This window comes from Luteimonas salinisoli, from assembly GCF_013425525.1.
Classification (GTDB): domain Bacteria; phylum Pseudomonadota; class Gammaproteobacteria; order Xanthomonadales; family Xanthomonadaceae; genus Luteimonas; species Luteimonas salinisoli.
In genome coordinates this window covers 43,699-58,044 of sequence record NZ_JACCKA010000064.1, presented here as the reverse complement: position 1 = coordinate 58,044, position 14,346 = coordinate 43,699, and the positions used below count along the sequence as shown (strand labels likewise).

The 14,346-nt window shown below is 73.1% G+C and carries 16 protein-coding genes; 1 reads left to right on the top strand and 15 read right to left on the bottom strand.

The window, feature by feature from the left end; genetic code table 11:
* Positions 1-91: 91 nt before the first annotated feature.
* The 7 genes from H0E84_RS10970 to bioB form a co-directional block, all read right to left on the bottom strand.
* Positions 92-700 carry a hypothetical protein gene (locus tag H0E84_RS10970; RefSeq protein WP_180678687.1) on the bottom strand — a complete coding sequence of 203 codons (609 nt, stop codon included), beginning with the start codon at positions 698-700 and terminating at the stop codon, positions 92-94.
* Between the two features lie 245 nt (positions 701-945).
* Positions 946-1,845, bottom strand: coding sequence for a malonyl-ACP O-methyltransferase BioC (gene bioC / locus H0E84_RS10965; RefSeq protein ID WP_180678695.1), 900 nt, complete (start codon positions 1,843-1,845; stop codon positions 946-948).
* A 172-nt stretch (positions 1,846-2,017) separates the two neighbouring features.
* Positions 2,018-2,794, bottom strand: a complete 777-nt coding sequence (bioH, locus tag H0E84_RS10960) for a pimeloyl-ACP methyl ester esterase BioH (RefSeq protein ID WP_180678694.1) — start codon at positions 2,792-2,794, stop codon at positions 2,018-2,020.
* A gap of 5 nt (positions 2,795-2,799) precedes the next feature.
* Positions 2,800-3,198, bottom strand: coding sequence for an ACT domain-containing protein (locus H0E84_RS10955; RefSeq protein ID WP_180678686.1), 399 nt, complete (start codon positions 3,196-3,198; stop codon positions 2,800-2,802).
* Positions 3,195-4,409 (bottom strand): 8-amino-7-oxononanoate synthase, encoded by a 1,215-nt coding sequence (gene bioF / locus H0E84_RS10950; RefSeq protein ID WP_345776305.1) that lies wholly within the window; start codon positions 4,407-4,409, stop codon positions 3,195-3,197. The genes H0E84_RS10955 and bioF overlap by 4 nt, the downstream gene beginning before the upstream one ends.
* Complete coding sequence (locus H0E84_RS20500; RefSeq protein WP_257644182.1) at positions 4,402-4,764, bottom strand: hypothetical protein; 363 nt, start codon at positions 4,762-4,764, stop codon at positions 4,402-4,404. The genes bioF and H0E84_RS20500 overlap by 8 nt, the downstream gene beginning before the upstream one ends.
* Entirely contained in the window at positions 4,761-5,828 is a 1,068-nt protein-coding gene (bioB, locus tag H0E84_RS10945) for a biotin synthase BioB (RefSeq protein WP_180678684.1), read from the bottom strand. Before bioB ends, H0E84_RS20500 begins: the two co-directional genes overlap by 4 nt.
* A gap of 49 nt (positions 5,829-5,877) precedes the next feature.
* Here bioB and H0E84_RS10940 point away from each other — a divergent pair, with 49 nt between their 5' ends.
* Positions 5,878-6,621, top strand: coding sequence for a double zinc ribbon domain-containing protein (locus H0E84_RS10940; protein WP_180678683.1), 744 nt, complete (start codon positions 5,878-5,880; stop codon positions 6,619-6,621).
* A 180-nt stretch (positions 6,622-6,801) separates the two neighbouring features.
* Here the strand turns inward: H0E84_RS10940 and H0E84_RS10935 are convergent, their stop codons facing one another.
* The 8 genes from H0E84_RS10935 to H0E84_RS10900 form a co-directional block, all read right to left on the bottom strand.
* The gene (locus tag H0E84_RS10935; protein WP_180678682.1) at positions 6,802-7,005 is read right to left on the bottom strand and encodes a hypothetical protein; all 204 of its coding nucleotides are present in this window, start codon (positions 7,003-7,005) and stop codon (positions 6,802-6,804) included.
* Positions 7,006-7,083: 78 nt separating this feature from the next.
* Positions 7,084-7,989: a 4-hydroxybenzoate octaprenyltransferase gene (ubiA, locus tag H0E84_RS10930; protein WP_180678681.1), complete on the bottom strand. Its 906-nt coding sequence runs from the start codon at positions 7,987-7,989 to the stop codon at positions 7,084-7,086.
* A 196-nt stretch (positions 7,990-8,185) separates the two neighbouring features.
* Positions 8,186-9,448: a metallophosphoesterase gene (locus H0E84_RS10925; RefSeq protein WP_219339702.1), complete on the bottom strand. Its 1,263-nt coding sequence runs from the start codon at positions 9,446-9,448 to the stop codon at positions 8,186-8,188.
* 201 nt (positions 9,449-9,649) lie between these two features.
* Positions 9,650-11,023, bottom strand: coding sequence for a sensor histidine kinase (locus tag H0E84_RS10920; RefSeq protein ID WP_180678680.1), 1,374 nt, complete (start codon positions 11,021-11,023; stop codon positions 9,650-9,652).
* On the bottom strand, positions 11,023-11,685 hold the full coding sequence (locus H0E84_RS10915) for a response regulator transcription factor (RefSeq protein WP_180678679.1): 663 nt from the start codon (positions 11,683-11,685) through the stop codon (positions 11,023-11,025). Before H0E84_RS10915 ends, H0E84_RS10920 begins: the two co-directional genes overlap by 1 nt.
* Positions 11,685-12,014 carry a PepSY domain-containing protein gene (locus H0E84_RS10910; RefSeq protein ID WP_180678678.1) on the bottom strand — a complete coding sequence of 110 codons (330 nt, stop codon included), beginning with the start codon at positions 12,012-12,014 and terminating at the stop codon, positions 11,685-11,687. The genes H0E84_RS10915 and H0E84_RS10910 overlap by 1 nt, the downstream gene beginning before the upstream one ends.
* 62 nt (positions 12,015-12,076) lie before the next feature.
* On the bottom strand, positions 12,077-13,534 hold the full coding sequence (locus H0E84_RS10905) for an alkaline phosphatase D family protein (protein WP_180678677.1): 1,458 nt from the start codon (positions 13,532-13,534) through the stop codon (positions 12,077-12,079).
* Positions 13,531-14,346 carry an inositol monophosphatase family protein gene (locus H0E84_RS10900; protein WP_180678676.1) on the bottom strand — a complete coding sequence of 272 codons (816 nt, stop codon included), beginning with the start codon at positions 14,344-14,346 and terminating at the stop codon, positions 13,531-13,533. The genes H0E84_RS10905 and H0E84_RS10900 overlap by 4 nt, the downstream gene beginning before the upstream one ends.

Below are 14,346 nucleotides of genomic sequence, written 5' to 3'. Positions count from 1 at the left end.
GCATCGCGCGGGTCAGCAACTACTACAACCTCGAGGACTGGACGGGCCAGGTCTCCGGCTAGACGCTCCCGCCTTCGCGCACCGCGCACTCCTACAGCTCGCTGCCGTACCGGGTCAGGCCCTCCAACAGCAGGAAGCGCGTGGCGGCGGCGCGCTGGTCGCGGGTGAAGTCCTGCAGCACGTCGACCAGCTGCCGGAACGAGCGGCAGCGCGCGGCCTGGCTGCCCGGATCGCTGCCGGTGGCGGCCATGCCGGTCATGAAGCCGTCGTGCAACAGCATCGCGGTCACGCCCGCCTGCTTGAGCACCTGCTCGGCGGCTGCGGCATCGTAGGGCTGGCGCTGGCCCTGGGTACCGTTGACGGCGATCGCCGCTACCGCGCCGACGAAGCGCTCCTGGCTGGCCGGCCCCAGTGCGCTGGCCGCGCGCTGCATGCCCAACAGGCTGCGGTCCGCATCGGGATCGAACAGGGCGCACAGCGTCCGCGCCTCGGTCTCCGATTCCGAGGCGCTGCGCACCGCCTGGTAGAGCGCATCGATGTCGCGATCCGGCGCGCGCATCATCACGTCCTCGGCGCTGGCCAGAACCAACGCCGGATCGATCCCCGACAGGTCGATCTCCCCGCGCTGCTGCGCGAGCAGCAGCGGCGCGGATGCGGCGAGGAGGGCGGCGGCGAGAAGTGCGGGCAGGCGTGAACGCATGACGATGGGCAAGAGTCCGGTTGCCGCGAGTCTAGGGCGGAGCCGCTGAATCCTGGGCGACGCGGCAGCCGGCGCCGGTCTTCGCACCCATGGCGCGCGCCTACAGCCCGATACCCCGCCCCTGTAGGAGCGGCCCATGGCCGCGAAAACCGCGGGCGGTTCCGATCGGGGTGGCGGCAAATCCCGGATGCTGCAGCCGGCACCGGGCCTTCGCGCGCATGGCGCGCCCCCGCCAGATGGCCCACTCACCGCCGCCTGCGCAGCGGGATCCGGTCGGCCGGGAAACTGGCGATCTCGGCGCCGCGCTCGCGGATCGGTGCCCCGGGATCGGGCGCCCAGGCCATCGCCGTGATCACCTCCCAGCTCGCCGGCAGGCGCCCGCCGGGGCCGCGCAGCGGTTCGTATGCGGCGGCGGCGCGGGCGAAGCGCGCACGGCCGGTGAGGGTGCGGCGGCGCGTGGCGAGCGCGTTGGTCGCGCCGAGCGCGCGCAGCTCGCGCATCAGCGCGGCGAGGTCGGGGTAGTCGCGACGCATCAGCTCGCGGTCGATCACCGGATCGCGGAACCCCGCCTGCATCAGCGCGTCGCCGAACTGGGCGATGGTGGCGAACGGGCTGACGTGCGGCGCCTGGTCGGCCTGGGCGAAGGCTTGGCGCAGCTCGTGCAGCGTGTCGTGGCCGAACGTCGAGCACAGCAGCAGTCCGCCCGGCCGCAGCACCCGGCGGAATCCGGCCAGCGCCGCCGGCAGGTCCTCCACCCACTGCAGGCACAGGCTGGTGAACAACACGTCGACGCTGCCGTCGGCCAGCGGCAGCGCCGCGGCGTCGGCGCAGACCGGCAGCACCGCGCGCTGCCGGCCCAGCCCGCCCAGCCATCCGCGGCGCGGAAGCGCCTGGCGCAGCATCGGCAGCGCGAGGTCCAGCGCGAGCACCCGTGCCTTCGGCCAGCGCGCCTGCATCGCCGCGGCGGCGCGACCGGGTCCGCTGCCCAGATCGACCACGGTGGCGGGCACGGTGTCGTCCAGGTACATCAGCGATTCCAGCAGCCAGTCCTCGACTTCGCGCTGCAGGTCGGCGGCACCGGCATAGCTGCGCGCGGCACGGCCGAAGGCGCGGCGGATCTGGCGGGAGTCGAACATCGGGCTCATCGGCAGGGTGCGGATCGGAACCGCGGTCGGAGGCATGGACGGAGAAGCGACGAAGCGGGAGCGCGGCCCAGGACCGGGCGCACGGAGCGCGAGTCGGGAACGACGCTCCGGCACCTGCCAGGCGTTCGCGCCGTCTTCCCGCCCGCCGACGCGGCGATCGCCGGCGACCCGTTCACTGGCTCACCGCGGCAGCGAAGCGGCGCAGCGCGTCCGCCACGTCGTCGGCATGGGTGAGGAACGGCGCATGCCCGGCGTGCTCGACCTGCGCGAAGCGCGCCCGCGGCGCGCGCGCGGCGGCCTCGCGCATCGCCCGCGGATCGACCACCCGGTCGCGGCGGCCCGCCAGCCACAGGCTCGGCACGCGCAGCTCCGGCAGCGCCCGGCGCAGGTCCGCCGCCTGCAGCAACTCCAGCCCGGCCGCCAGCACGCCCGCCGCGGGCTCCCCGCGCGCGAACACGGCATCGCGCAGCGTGCGCAGTTCCTCCCTGGCATGGTCGGAACCGAACGCCTCCAGGGCGATGAAGCGCTCCAGGGTCCCGCGCCAATCGTCGCGCAGGCCGGCGGCGAACCCGGCGAAGATCTCCGCCGACATGCCATGGCGCCAGTCGCCGTCCGCGTCGTCGCGCACGAAGCGCGGGCTGGCGCAGAGCATCGCCAGGCCGCGGACCGCTTCCGGACGCGACAGCGCCGCGTGCAGCGCGAACAGCCCGCCCAGCGACCAGCCGAGCCACAGCGCCGGCGGCACTCGTGACACGAGTTCGGCGACCACGTCTTCCAGCGCCAGCGGCGCTGTCGCGTCGGCGCTGTGGCCGTGGCCAGGCAGGTCCGCGACGTACAAAGTGAAGTCGTCCTCCAGGCGCTCGACCAGCGGGGCGAACACGCCGCCGTGCATCGCCCAACCGTGCAGCAGCACCAGCGCAGGGCCGCGTCCGACGACCGCGACGTGCAGTGCGCTCACCGGTCGCGCTCCCTCGCCAGCACCCGCAGCGCGGCGAGCGCGTCGTCCCGCCGGGGCGCAGGTACCAGCAGGTGGTCGTGGTGGAAGCCGGCCAACACGTTGCAGGCGATGCCCTGCGCGGCGAGCGCCGCGGCCACCCTCGCCGTCAGGCCGACCGCTTCCAGCGCCGAATGCACTTCCAGCGTCAACCACGCGGCCACGAAGCCGTAGTCGAGCCCCATTGCGTCGGCGTATTCGCGTCGCAGCACGCAGCACAGACCTTCGTCCTCGCGCACGCTGGCTTCGGCGTGGCCGACTAGGCCAGGGTCGGTCCCGGTCACGAACACGTATTCTCCCGGACGCGCGTGCACGCGCAGGCCGGCGAGCATCGCCGCCACGTCGGTCGCGCCGCTCATGCGCCGGGGACGGCGGCCGGCTCGGCCGGCGGCGGCACGCGGTCGTGGGCGCGCGCCAGCGCCTCGACCAGCGCATCCACCTGCGCGTCCTCGTGCAGCGCCGAGAGGGTGACGCGGAGCCGCGCCTGCCCCTCGGGCACGGTGGGCGGGCGGATCGCCGCGACCCAGTAGCCTTCCTCTTCCAGCTGCTTCGACATCGCCAGCGCACGCGCATCGCCGCCGCAGTGCAGCGGCTGGATCGCGGTGTCGGAGGGCAGCAGTTCGAGGCCGCGCCGGCGCGCCGCGCCGCGGAACCGCCGCACCAGCCCGGCCAGCTTCTCGCGGCGCCAGTGCTCGCGCCGCGCCAGCTGCACGGCCGCCAGCGAGGCCGCGGCCAGCGCCGGCGGCAGCGCGGTGGTGTAGACGTAGGGGCGCGCGGTGCCGGCCAGGTGCTCGATCAGGTCGGCCGTCCCGACCACTGCGGCGCCATAGCCGCCCAGCGCCTTGCCGAGCGTGACCAGCCGCAGCGGCACCGCGTCCAGCTCCAGCCGCGCCTCGGCCACGCTGCCGCGGCCGTCGGGGCCGGCCATGCCGATGGCGTGGGCCTCGTCGACGTACATCAGCGCGCGCTGGGCGCGCGCCGCCAGCGCCAGTTCGCGCAATGGGGCGATGTCGCCGTCCATGCTGAAGATACCGTCGGTGGCCAGTATCGCGGCGCCGCCGGGCACGCTGCGCAGCTGTCGCAGCGCGCCTTCGGCGTCGGCATGCGGATAGCGCCGCAGCCGGCAGCCGGACAGGCGCGCACCGTCGACCAGGCTGGCGTGGTTGAGGCGGTCCTGCACGCAGGCGTCGCCCTCGCCCAGCAGCGCCTGCATCACCGCCAGGTTGGCCAGGAAGCCGCTGCCGAACAGCAGCGCGCGCGGCGCCTGCAGCCAGTCGGCGAGCTCGCGTTCGAGCGCGTCGTGGGCGGCATGGTGGCCGCAGACCAGATGCGAGGCGATGCCGCCGGCGCCGTCGCGCGCGGCGGTGTCCATCAGTGCGTTGACCACCTGGAACTGCTGCGACAGGCCGAGGTAATCGTTGCCGCAGAAGTTCAGCAGCCAGCGGCCGTCGACTTCGCAGCGGGCGCCGTCGCGGCGGGTGACGGTGCGCCGCGCGCGCAGGCGCGAGCGCGCCGCGCGCTCGGCGCGCAGCGCGGCGATGCGTTCGCGCGGGTCGACGCGGTCAACCACCCTGCTGCGCCCATGCCGCCAGGCCGCCCAGGGCGATCCCCGGCAGCAGCGCAAGCCCGCCCAGCGCCACGCCGACGCGCGCCGCCGGCGCCAGGTCCCGCTCGCGCAGCTCCGCAGCATCCGCCACCGACTTGCGCGCCTGGACCAGCACCGCGATGAACAGCGCGGCCATGAACCCCAGCCCCGCGCCGCTGCCGCGATAGAACAGCACCACGCCCAGCGCGATCACCGCGACCGCCACCAGCTGCAGCACCGCCACCACCATGCGGCGGCCGCCGCGCAGCCCGGCCGCGAAATTGCCCAGGCCGATCAACGCCAGCAGCGCGAGGTACGCCCAGGCGTACCAGGGCATCATGCGGCCCGGCTCCGGCCCGCGCATTCGACGATGTCGGCATGCACGGTGCCGCCGTGGTCGTGGCCGCCGGCGTCCACATCGACCCGCATCGGCCGCAGGCCCAGGCGCGCGAACAGTGCCAGGTCGCGCTCGGTGTCGGGGTTGCCGGTGGTCAGCAGCTTCTCGCCGTAGAAGATCGAGTTGGCGCCGGCGAGAAAGCACAGCGCCTGGAGCTCGTCGCTCATTTCCTCGCGACCGGCCGACAGCCGCACCATCGACCTGGGCATCAGGATGCGCGCCACCGCGATCGTGCGCACGAACTCGAACGGGTCCAGTTCGGCGACGGTGTTCCGTTCCGCCAGCGGCGTGCCGGCCACCTGCACCAGGCGGTTGACCGGCACCGAGTCGGGGTGCGCCGGCAGCGTCGCCAGGGTCCACAGCAGGCCGGCGCGCTGGCGCCGGGTCTCGCCCATGCCGACGATGCCGCCGCAGCAGGTCTTCATGCCGGCATCGCGCACGTGCGCCAGGGTGTCCAGGCGGTCCTGCATCTCGCGGGTGTGGACGATCGCACCGTAGTACTCGGGGTCGGTGTCGATGTTGTGGTTGTAGTAGTCGAGGCCGGCGTCCTTGAGCGCGGCGGCCTGGGTGCCGCTGAGCATGCCCAGGGTGGCGCAGGTCTCCAGCCCCAGCGCCTTCACCTCGCGGATCATCGCCGCGACCTTGGGGATGTCGCGATCCTTCGGCGAGCGCCAGGCGGCGCCCATGCAGAAGCGCGAGGCCCCGGCGGCGCGGGCCTGGCGCGCCTTCTCCAGCACCGCCTCGGTGCTCATCAGCTTGGTGGCCTCGACCCCGGTGTGGTAGCGCTGCGCCTGCGGGCAGTACGCGCAGTCCTCCGGGCAGCCGCCGGTCTTGACCGACAGCAGGGTGCTGACCTGCACCTCGGCCGGATCGAAGTGCTGCCGGTGCACCGCCGCGGCGCGGTGCAGCAGCTCGGGGAACGGCAGCTCGAACAGGGCCTCGACCTCGCTGCGGCTCCAGTCCTGGCGTGGAGCGGCGGCGGGGTCGGCTTGGCTGACAGCGGGCATGGCAGGTTTCCGACAGACGCGACGGTGCGGATGCGGCAGTCTGGAAAGCATGCCGATGGCTGTCAACCTGAACCCGGCGCGCCAGGTTGACGGCTGGCTGGCGCGGCTGGGCCGCGCACTGTGCCCGCCGCGCTGCCCGGTCTGTCGCGAAGCCGGCAGCGCCGCCGACGGGCTGTGCCCCGACTGCGCGGCCGCCCTGCCCTGGAACCGCACGGCCTGCCGCCGTTGCGCGCTGCCGCTCCCGGAACCGGCCGCCGGCCTGGCCGCATCCGGCATGGTCTGCGGTGCATGCCTGGCGCGCCCGCCACCGCTGGACGAGGCGCATGCCGCCTTCGTCTACGGTTTCCCGCTCGACCGCCTGCTGCCGCGCTTCAAGTTCCACCACGACCTCGCCACGGGAAGGCTGCTGGCGCAGTGGATGGCGCGGGCGCTGGCGGCGACGCCCCGCCCGGAGGCATTGATCGCCGTGCCCCTGCACCGCAGCAGGTTGCGCGCACGCGGCTACGACCAGGCGCTGGAGCTGGCAAGGCCGCTGGCGCGGGCGCTGGAGCTGGAGCTGCTCGAAGGCGGCCTCCGCCGCACCCGCGCGACCGCGCCGCAGTCGCGCCTGGTGGCGCAGGCGCGCCGCGGCAACCTGCGCGGGGCGTTCGCGGCGTCGGGACGGTTGCCCGCGCATGTGGCGCTGGTCGACGACGTCATGACCACCGGCGCCACCCTGCACGCGGCGGCGCGGGCGCTGCACCGCGCCGGGGTCGGCCGCGTGGACGCCTGGGTCTGCGCGCGGACGCCCTGAATCCCGGCACTGGGCGATGCGCGGCTCGCCGGCGGTGGAACTGGCCGGCATCCGTGGGCGCCTGCGGCGGCGGCGCTCCCGCCGCGATGTCGAGATTGCGGAGCCCGGCCGGCTCGCGTTCCCCTGCCGGACCCGCGCCCGCGCCCCGAGAGAGGGGACGCGGGCGCGTGCAGCGTCGCGTCAACCGGCCGCGACGGCCTTTTCCTGCCGGTTGCCGAGGACCCACAGCGCGACCCCGACCACGATCATGACCACCCGGATGATCGTCCCGACGGTCGGCCCCCAGTTGTCGATCCACGTCAGCAGCTTGAACTCCATGTTCATGAAATTGAGCAGGAAGGAACCCAGCCCGAGTACGAACATCAATCCACCGATCGATTTCATCTTCGCTTTCCCTGGTTGACCCGCTCCCCGCGGGCGGGTCGAGTGTGCCATGCCGGAGCCGAGCCGGCGCGCCGGCGCTCAGCGCAGCGCCAGGTCCAGCGCGATTCCGGCGAAAACGGCCATCCCCACCCAGTGGTTGTGCAGGAACGCCCTGAAGCACGCCTCGCGGTCGCGGTAGCGCGCCAGCAGGAACTCGTAGACCACCAGCAACGCCGCCAGGCCCAGCCCGGCCCAGTAGATGCCGCCCAGCCCAGCTTGCCGCCCCACCAGCGCCAGCGCCACGAACACCAATGCGTACAGCACCCCCTGCGCCACCAGGTCCAGGTCGCCGAACAGGATCGCTGTGGACTTGGCCCCGGCGCGCAGGTCGTCGTCGCGGTCGACCATCGCGTACCAGGTGTCGTAGGCGGTGGCCCAGAAGATGTTGGCCACGTACAGCACCCATGCGATCGGCGGCACCTCGCCCTGCACCGCGGCGAACCCCATCGGGATGCCCCAGCCGAACGCCAGCCCCAGGTAGACCTGCGGCAGGTAGGTATAGCGCTTGAGATAGGGATAGCTGGCCGCCAGCAGCACCCCGATCACGCTCAGATAGACCGTCAGACGGTTGAGGGTGAGCACCAGCGCGAGCGCCACCAGCATCAGCGCCGCGAACAGCGCCAGCGCCTCGCGCCCGCGCACCGCGCCGCTGGCCAGCGGCCGCTCGCGGGTGCGCTCGACCAGTGGATCCAGCCAGCGGTCGGCATAGTCGTTGATCACGCAGCCGGCCGAGCGCGTCAGCCATACCCCAGCGGTGAACACGAACAGGATCCACAGCGGTGGCACCCCGCCCGCGGCCAGCCACAGCCCCCACCAGGTCGGCCACAGCAGCAGCAGCCAGCCGATCGGGCGGTCGCCGCGCACCAGCTTCCAGTACAGCGCCAGCCGCGCGCGCCAGCGCGCGCCGCCGGGGGGCGTCGGCGATCCGTAGCGTTCGTAACCCATCGCCACAGCGTAGCAAGCCGCCGCGCCGCCGGCGCGGCGCCGATGGCCACCCGCGCCCGGCCTTGCCCGGACACGCTCGGCCGCATCCCCAGGAACAGCGGACGCGGCCCCGCCGCACTCGCGCCGAACCGCACCGGCGGCAGATGCGGCGGCCCCTGGCCGGAGGCGGCGCGACAGGCGCTTGCGCCGGCCAGCCTCAGTCCGCTGCCGCAGCCGAGCGGTGTGGGAAGGAGAACTCCGCCTCCAGCACCGGCCGGCCGGAGGAGTCCCCCGGCGTGGTCAGCAGGCGCACGATCAGCGTGTCGCCGTCGGTGCGCGCGTGCATGAAGCCCCACGTTGCGCCCTTCGACCAGAGGTTGCGGATCTGCGGATTGGCCTCGGCCTGCCGGGCCATGAACCCGGGGTGGAGCGGGCGGTACTTCGACGCCGCGCCGGAGACGAACACCGGCAGCGGCTCCGGCCGCGCGCCGTCGATGCCCTCGCAGCCGTCGGTGTACGCCTCCAGCACGTGGTCGTCGCCGGAGAAATACGCGTCGGCATGGCGGCACAGGATCGGCAGGTACAGTTCGCGCAGCGATCGCGCCTTCTCGAACTTGCTGCCGCCGCCGGACCAGAGCGCGTGATGGCCGATCACGATCTTCCACTTCGCGCTGGACGACGCGAGCGCGTCCTCCAGCCAGGGGACCATATTCCGTTCGGCGTCGGTCTGTGCCCTGATGTGCGGGTCCCACTCCTCCATCTCGCCGGTGCGGAACTCGCGGCCTTCCTCGTCCAGGTTGTCCTTGTGGACGGCGGCGCCGGCCAGCAGCATTTCGGTGTCGATGACGAACAGCTCCAGCTGGTCCTCCAGCCCCGGCGGGGATACCCGGTAGAACAGGTCCGGCATTTCGAACTTGGGGTGCTGCTGCAGGTAGGCCATCTGCGCCAGGGCCGCCTCCCGCGAGATCCGCCAGTCGTGGTTGCCGAGCATTGCGTAGATCCGGAAATCCGCCACGCCCTCGCCGAGCCGCCCGAACGGCTGGTCGAGCATCTGCCGGAAGCGGCGCGCGTCCGAAATCCCGTCCGCGCCCAGGGTGGCACCGTCCGGATAGATGTTGTCGCCGACCATGGCGGCGAAATCGCAGCCCCAGGTGCTGCAGTAGTCGTCCATCGCCCAGGCGACCGGATACATGCCGCTGGCCGGGACGAAACTGCCCAGCGCCGACTCGAACGTCCACGGTGTGGGCGTGAATCCGTCCAGCGAGGGATTGCGTTCGAGCCACTCCTCCGCCTCGACGGCCAGGTATTCGCCCAGCGTGCGCATCGGCACGTCGTCGTCGTCGAACTGCTCGTAGGACGGGATGTAGCCACTGTCGCCAAAGACGACGAAGGACGCCTCCGGCGGAGAGGCCAGGACATCCATCCCCGGCAAAACCAGGCAGGCGATGGCGGCGATGCGCACGATGCGTTTCTGCAGCACGTTGTTCTCTCCCCATGGGTGGATGGCGCCGGAGCCGGCCGCGGGCCAGGTGTCCGGGATAGTTCGGCCGCTCTCCGCGTACCGGCAATATGCGCGTGGCGTGCTGACGGCGCCGCGGCGAAGGCTGTCAGACCGCTGTCAGATTGCGTCGGGAACGCAGCCGCGGCGCGGGGGCAGCGCGACACGGCGGTCCTCCCCCGATCACGGGCGATGCGACCGTTCCGGGCACGCCGACCGCGCCGGACCCCACAGGAACTCCACCCCGAGCCCGCCCAGCGGCGACGCCGACAGGCCGATCTGGCCGCCGACCGCTTCCACCAGCTCGCGGGCGATCGCCAGCCCGAGCCCGCTGCCGGTGCCGCCCTCGTCCAAGCGCCCGCCGCGCACCAGGGCGGCGCGCGTCTTGTCGCTGGCGATGCCCGGCCCGTCGTCGTCGATGCGCAGCCGTGTCCATTCCGGCCCGCCGACACCGCTGACGCGCACCTGCCTGCGGGCGTGGCGCACCGCGTTCTCGAGCACCGCGCCGAGGATCTCCGACAGGTCGTCGACGTGCACCGGCAACTGCAGGCTGGCGGGAACGTCGATGGCGAAGGCGAGCCTGCCCCCAGCCTCGGTGTGCTCGAGCACGGTCACCAGGCGCTCGACCACGGTACGCACGGCGACGTGGCCGCCCGGCTCGCGCCTGGCCGCGGCGATGCGGGTGCGGGCCAGCTCCGAGTCGACGGCGCGGCGAATCGCGGCGATCGCGCGGTCCAGGCCGTCGGCGGCCTTGTCCGCGCCGGCATCGCGCGCGCGCTGGCTCTGCGCCATCATCGCGGCCAGCGGCGTCTTCAGGCCATGGGCCAGATCGGCGGCGCGCCGCCGCGCCAGCTCCAGGTCGCGCTCGCGTGCATCGGCCAGGGCGTTGATCGCCGAGGTCAGCGGCCGGATCTCGCGCAACCCCGGATCCGGCAGCCGCGCCGCCGCGCTGGCGTGCAGTGCGGCCAGATCACCGCGGATCTTGCGCAGCGGCCGCAGGCCCAGGCGCACCTGCAGCCATGCCGCGGCGGACAGCACCAGCCAGAGCAGCGCCAGGAAAATGCCCAGCTCGCGCCCGAACTCCGCCCGCGCCGTGGTCAGCGGCGCGGTGTCCTGGGCCAGCTGGATCAGCACGCCATCGCCGTCCGCATCGGGTGCGACCCGGCGTTCCAGCAGCACGACGGGCTCCCCGTAGGGGCCGGCGTGGCGACGCAGGCGCCACTCGCCGGCGGGCGGCATGTCGGACCGCGGCAGCTCGCCGTCCCAGAGCGAGCGCGAGTACAGCCTGCCCCGGGCGTTGGAGACCTGCCAGTAATAGCCGCCAGCGGGCGTGTGCAGGCGCGGATCCATCGGCTGCACGCGGATCAGCGGCGCGCCATCGGCGGCGATCTCCAGCGCGGCCACCAGGCGCAGGCCGTCGCGGGTGAGCTCCGTCTCCAGACGCCGCTCAAGGTGGCGCTCGAACAGCACGGTCATGAACACCCATGCGACCGCCAGTGCCGCCAGGATCGCCCCGGCCGCGCCCAGCAGCAGGCGCCAGCGCAGCGAGCGCGTCATCACCGCGCCGGCTCCAGCAGATAGCCGAAGCCGCGCCGCGTAACGATGATCCCGGCACCGAACTTGCGCCGCAGCCGGGCGACGATCGCCTCGATGGCGTTGCTGTCGCCCGACTCGCCGCCGCCGTACAGATGGTCGGCCAGCTCGCCCGCCGACACCGCGCGGCCGGGCTGGTGCGCCAGGTAGTCGAGCAGCCGGAACTCCAGCGGCGACAGACGCGCCGGGGCGCCATCGAACACTGCGGTCATGCGCGTGGTGTCCAGCCGCAGCCGCCCGACGCTGACGACGCTGGACAGGCGCCCGGCCCCGCGACGGATCAGTCCGCGCACGCGCGCGACCAGTTCCCCCATCTCGAAAGGCTTGGCCATGTAGTCGTCGGCACCCGCCTCGATGCCTTCCACCTTCTCGGTCCAGTCCCCGCGCGCGGACACCACGATCACCGGAAAGGCGCGTCCGGCGACGCGCCAGCGGCGCAGCACCGAGAGGCCGTCCAGCCGCGGCAGCCCCAGGTCGAGGACCGCGGCGGCGTAGTCCTCGACGTCTCCCTGGAACCAGGCGGTCTCGCCGTCGGCCACCGCGTCGACGACGAATCCGGCCGCCTGCAGCGCGCGCTCGAGATCGCCGCGGATGTCGGGATCGTCCTCGACGACGAGGCAGCGCATCAATCGTCCTCGATCTTGCGGATCCGGCCATCATGCGCGTTCACGTCGACCTCGATCACGCGGCCGGTGGCGGTCAGCACCTTGACCTCGTACTCCCAGCCGCGCTTGCTGCTGCGATCGAGTTCCACCTCGATCACGTCGCCGGGAACGCGCGCCTGCACCACCTGCAGGATCCGGCTGAGCGGCAGGATCTCGCCCCGCTGCAACAGGGCGCGCGCCTCGACGTGGTCGTCGTCGCCGGCACGCGCATGCGGGAACGCGGAGGCCGCCAGCGCGGCCGCCAGCGCCAGCACAAGGGCGATCGCCCCGGAAACGGATGGCCTGCTCATGGCGGCGATGATGGGCGGTCCGACCTGACATCGACCTGACGCCGGCGGCCGGGCGGCCCTGGTCACTCCTCCCCGTAGTACGGACGGTCGGGCCAGCCCTCGACCGGATCGAAGCCGTAGTAGCCCTTGCCCTGGCGGAACCGCTGCAGCCGCCGCAGCTCCTCCGGGTCGGCCTTGCGGTCCCAGCTGCGCACGCCGTTGGCCAGGTCGGCCGGGGTCAGCACCAGCGGGTCCCATACCGCTTCGCCCAGCTCGTCGTGCAGGGTATAGGTCAGCGTCGGCGTGTCGGCGGTCATGTCGAAACGCAGCAGCCCCACGTTGACGCTGCGCGTCCACACGTCGCGAACGCGCACTTCCGGCGCCTGGCGGGTGTGCTTGGCGGCCGGCAGCTGCGCCAGCGGCGAGGAGCAGAAGTCGTAGATGTCATAGCCGCCGCGCTCGGACCAGGGGATGCAGTTCAGCTCGCCCATATGCGAGTCGCCGGAGACGCAGACCACGCCGCCGATGCCCTCGTCGCGGATGAAGTCGAACAACTCGTTGCGCTCGGTCATGAAGACCGCCCACGAATCGCCGCCCTTCTCGTTCTCGGCCGAGGACCACCCGCCGCCGATCGCCAGCACCTTGAACGGGGTGCGGCTGGCCTTGAGTTCGCGCTTGAGCCAGGCCTTCTGCCTGGCGCCGAGCATGGTCTTGCCGGCGTTGTCGGGCCGGTCGGTCGGGTCGCGGTGGTAGCGGCCGTCGAGCACGAAGAAGTCGACGCCACCGTAGTGCTGCCTGAAGTACACGCCGGGGTTGTCCGGCTCGCCGTACGCGGGGTTGGCCCAGAAACGCCTGAAGATGCGCAGCGACTCGGCCTTGTACGGGCTGAGACCGTCGGAGTCGTTGTAGCCGAAGTCGTGGTCGTCCCAGGTGGCCAGCTGCGGGATCGAGCGCAGCAGCGGCTCCAGCCGCTCCACCGTGCGCCCGCGCGCGTACAGGTCGGCGATGGCGGCGGGCTGGTCGCTGTCGGCATAGATGTTGTCGCCCAGCCAGAGGAACATGTCCGGCTCCAGCGCGCGCACGGTGTTCCAGATGCGCTGGTCCGCGTCGTACTGGATGCGGCAGCAGGAACCGAAGGCGACGCGGAAATCCGCCGCCCCCGCCGGCGCGGTGCGGGTGCGGTGCGGCAGCGGCTGGAAACGGTCGGCCACGCCGTCGTACTTCAGCCGGTACCAGTACGGGGTGTCCGGCCGCAGGCCTTCCGCGCGCAGCACCACGCAGCCGTCTTCGGCGGCGCCGGCCATCGCCCGTGGGCCCTGCACCACGGCGCGGAAATCGCGGTCGGTGGCGTACTCCAGCGCCACCTCGAACGCGCCGCTGGCGCGCACCCAGACGGTGAAGTGCTCCGGACCCGGAGCGCCGACCATCGGCCCCTGCAGCGCGCGCGGGTAGCCGAACGCGCCGGCGATGGCGCGCGGCAGCGCGGCGAACAGGCCGGCCAGGGCGGCGGCGGAAAGGAAGCTGCGGCGGTGCATCGTCATGGAGTCGTCCCGGTCCGTAGTGCGGCGGCTAGGCGTTCGAGCAGGACGGCATGGATCGCGCCGTTGCTGACGCAGACGTTGCCGCCGTCGAGATCCAGCGCGGCGCCGCCGACGCCGCTGACGGCGCCGCCGGCCTCGCGCACCAGAATCGCGCCCGGCGCCATGTCCCAGGCGTTGAGCGCGCGCTCCCAGTAGGCGTCCCAGCGGCCGGCGGCCACGTAGGCCATGTCGACGGCGCAGGCGCCGGTGCGGCGGATGCCGGCGACCTCGCCGCTCAGCAGCGCCATCTCGCGGGCGAACACGGCATGGTCCGGCTTGCCGGCGAAGGGGATGCCGCAGGCCAGCACGCTTTCGATCAGGCGCGCGCGCGCGGAGACGCGGATGCGCCGGCCGTTGAGCCAGGCGCCGGCGCCGCGCTCGGCGACGAACAGTTCCCCCAGCGCCGGCAGATAGGTCACTCCGGCGACGACCTCGCCCTCGCGCGCCAGCGCGATGTTCACGCCCCACAGCGGGCAACCGAACAGGAAGTTGGTGGTGCCGTCCAGCGGATCCACGATCCAGGTCTGCGCGGCTTCGGCGCCGCCGGACGCGCCGCCTTCCTCGCCGAGGAACGCATACGCCGGACGGGCACGGGCAAGCAGCGCGTGGATGGTGCGCTCGGCCTCCTCGTCGGCGATGGAGACCAGGTCCGCGGGTCCGCTCTTGGCGCGCACGGCGAGCTCGGACAACTGGCCGAAGCGGCGGCGCAACCCCTCGCCCGCGGCTTGCGCCGCTTCGATCATGGCCTGCAGTTCGGAGGAAGGGGCATGCAT

What these genes read in the sequence shown, in the direction of transcription:
- H0E84_RS10970 (WP_180678687.1), bottom strand. Translation starts at nt 700, where the DNA reads ATGCGTTCACGCCTGCCCGCACTTCTCGCCGCCGCCCTCCTCGCCGCA.
- bioC (WP_180678695.1), bottom strand. Translation starts at nt 1,845, where the DNA reads ATGAGCCCGATGTTCGACTCCCGCCAGATCCGCCGCGCCTTCGGCCGT.
- H0E84_RS10955 (WP_180678686.1), bottom strand. Translation starts at nt 3,198, where the DNA reads ATGAGCGGCGCGACCGACGTGGCGGCGATGCTCGCCGGCCTGCGCGTG.
- H0E84_RS20500 (WP_257644182.1), bottom strand. Translation starts at nt 4,764, where the DNA reads ATGATGCCCTGGTACGCCTGGGCGTACCTCGCGCTGCTGGCGTTGATC.
- bioB (WP_180678684.1), bottom strand. Translation starts at nt 5,828, where the DNA reads ATGCCCGCTGTCAGCCAAGCCGACCCCGCCGCCGCTCCACGCCAGGAC.
- H0E84_RS10940 (WP_180678683.1), top strand. Translation starts at nt 5,878, where the DNA reads ATGCCGATGGCTGTCAACCTGAACCCGGCGCGCCAGGTTGACGGCTGG.
- H0E84_RS10935 (WP_180678682.1), bottom strand. Translation starts at nt 7,005, where the DNA reads ATGAAATCGATCGGTGGATTGATGTTCGTACTCGGGCTGGGTTCCTTC.
- ubiA (WP_180678681.1), bottom strand. Translation starts at nt 7,989, where the DNA reads ATGGGTTACGAACGCTACGGATCGCCGACGCCCCCCGGCGGCGCGCGC.
- H0E84_RS10920 (WP_180678680.1), bottom strand. Translation starts at nt 11,023, where the DNA reads ATGACGCGCTCGCTGCGCTGGCGCCTGCTGCTGGGCGCGGCCGGGGCG.
- H0E84_RS10915 (WP_180678679.1), bottom strand. Translation starts at nt 11,685, where the DNA reads ATGCGCTGCCTCGTCGTCGAGGACGATCCCGACATCCGCGGCGATCTC.
- H0E84_RS10910 (WP_180678678.1), bottom strand. Translation starts at nt 12,014, where the DNA reads ATGAGCAGGCCATCCGTTTCCGGGGCGATCGCCCTTGTGCTGGCGCTG.
- H0E84_RS10905 (WP_180678677.1), bottom strand. Translation starts at nt 13,534, where the DNA reads ATGACGATGCACCGCCGCAGCTTCCTTTCCGCCGCCGCCCTGGCCGGC.
- H0E84_RS10900 (WP_180678676.1), bottom strand. Translation starts at nt 14,346, where the DNA reads ATGCATGCCCCTTCCTCCGAACTGCAGGCCATGATCGAAGCGGCGCAA.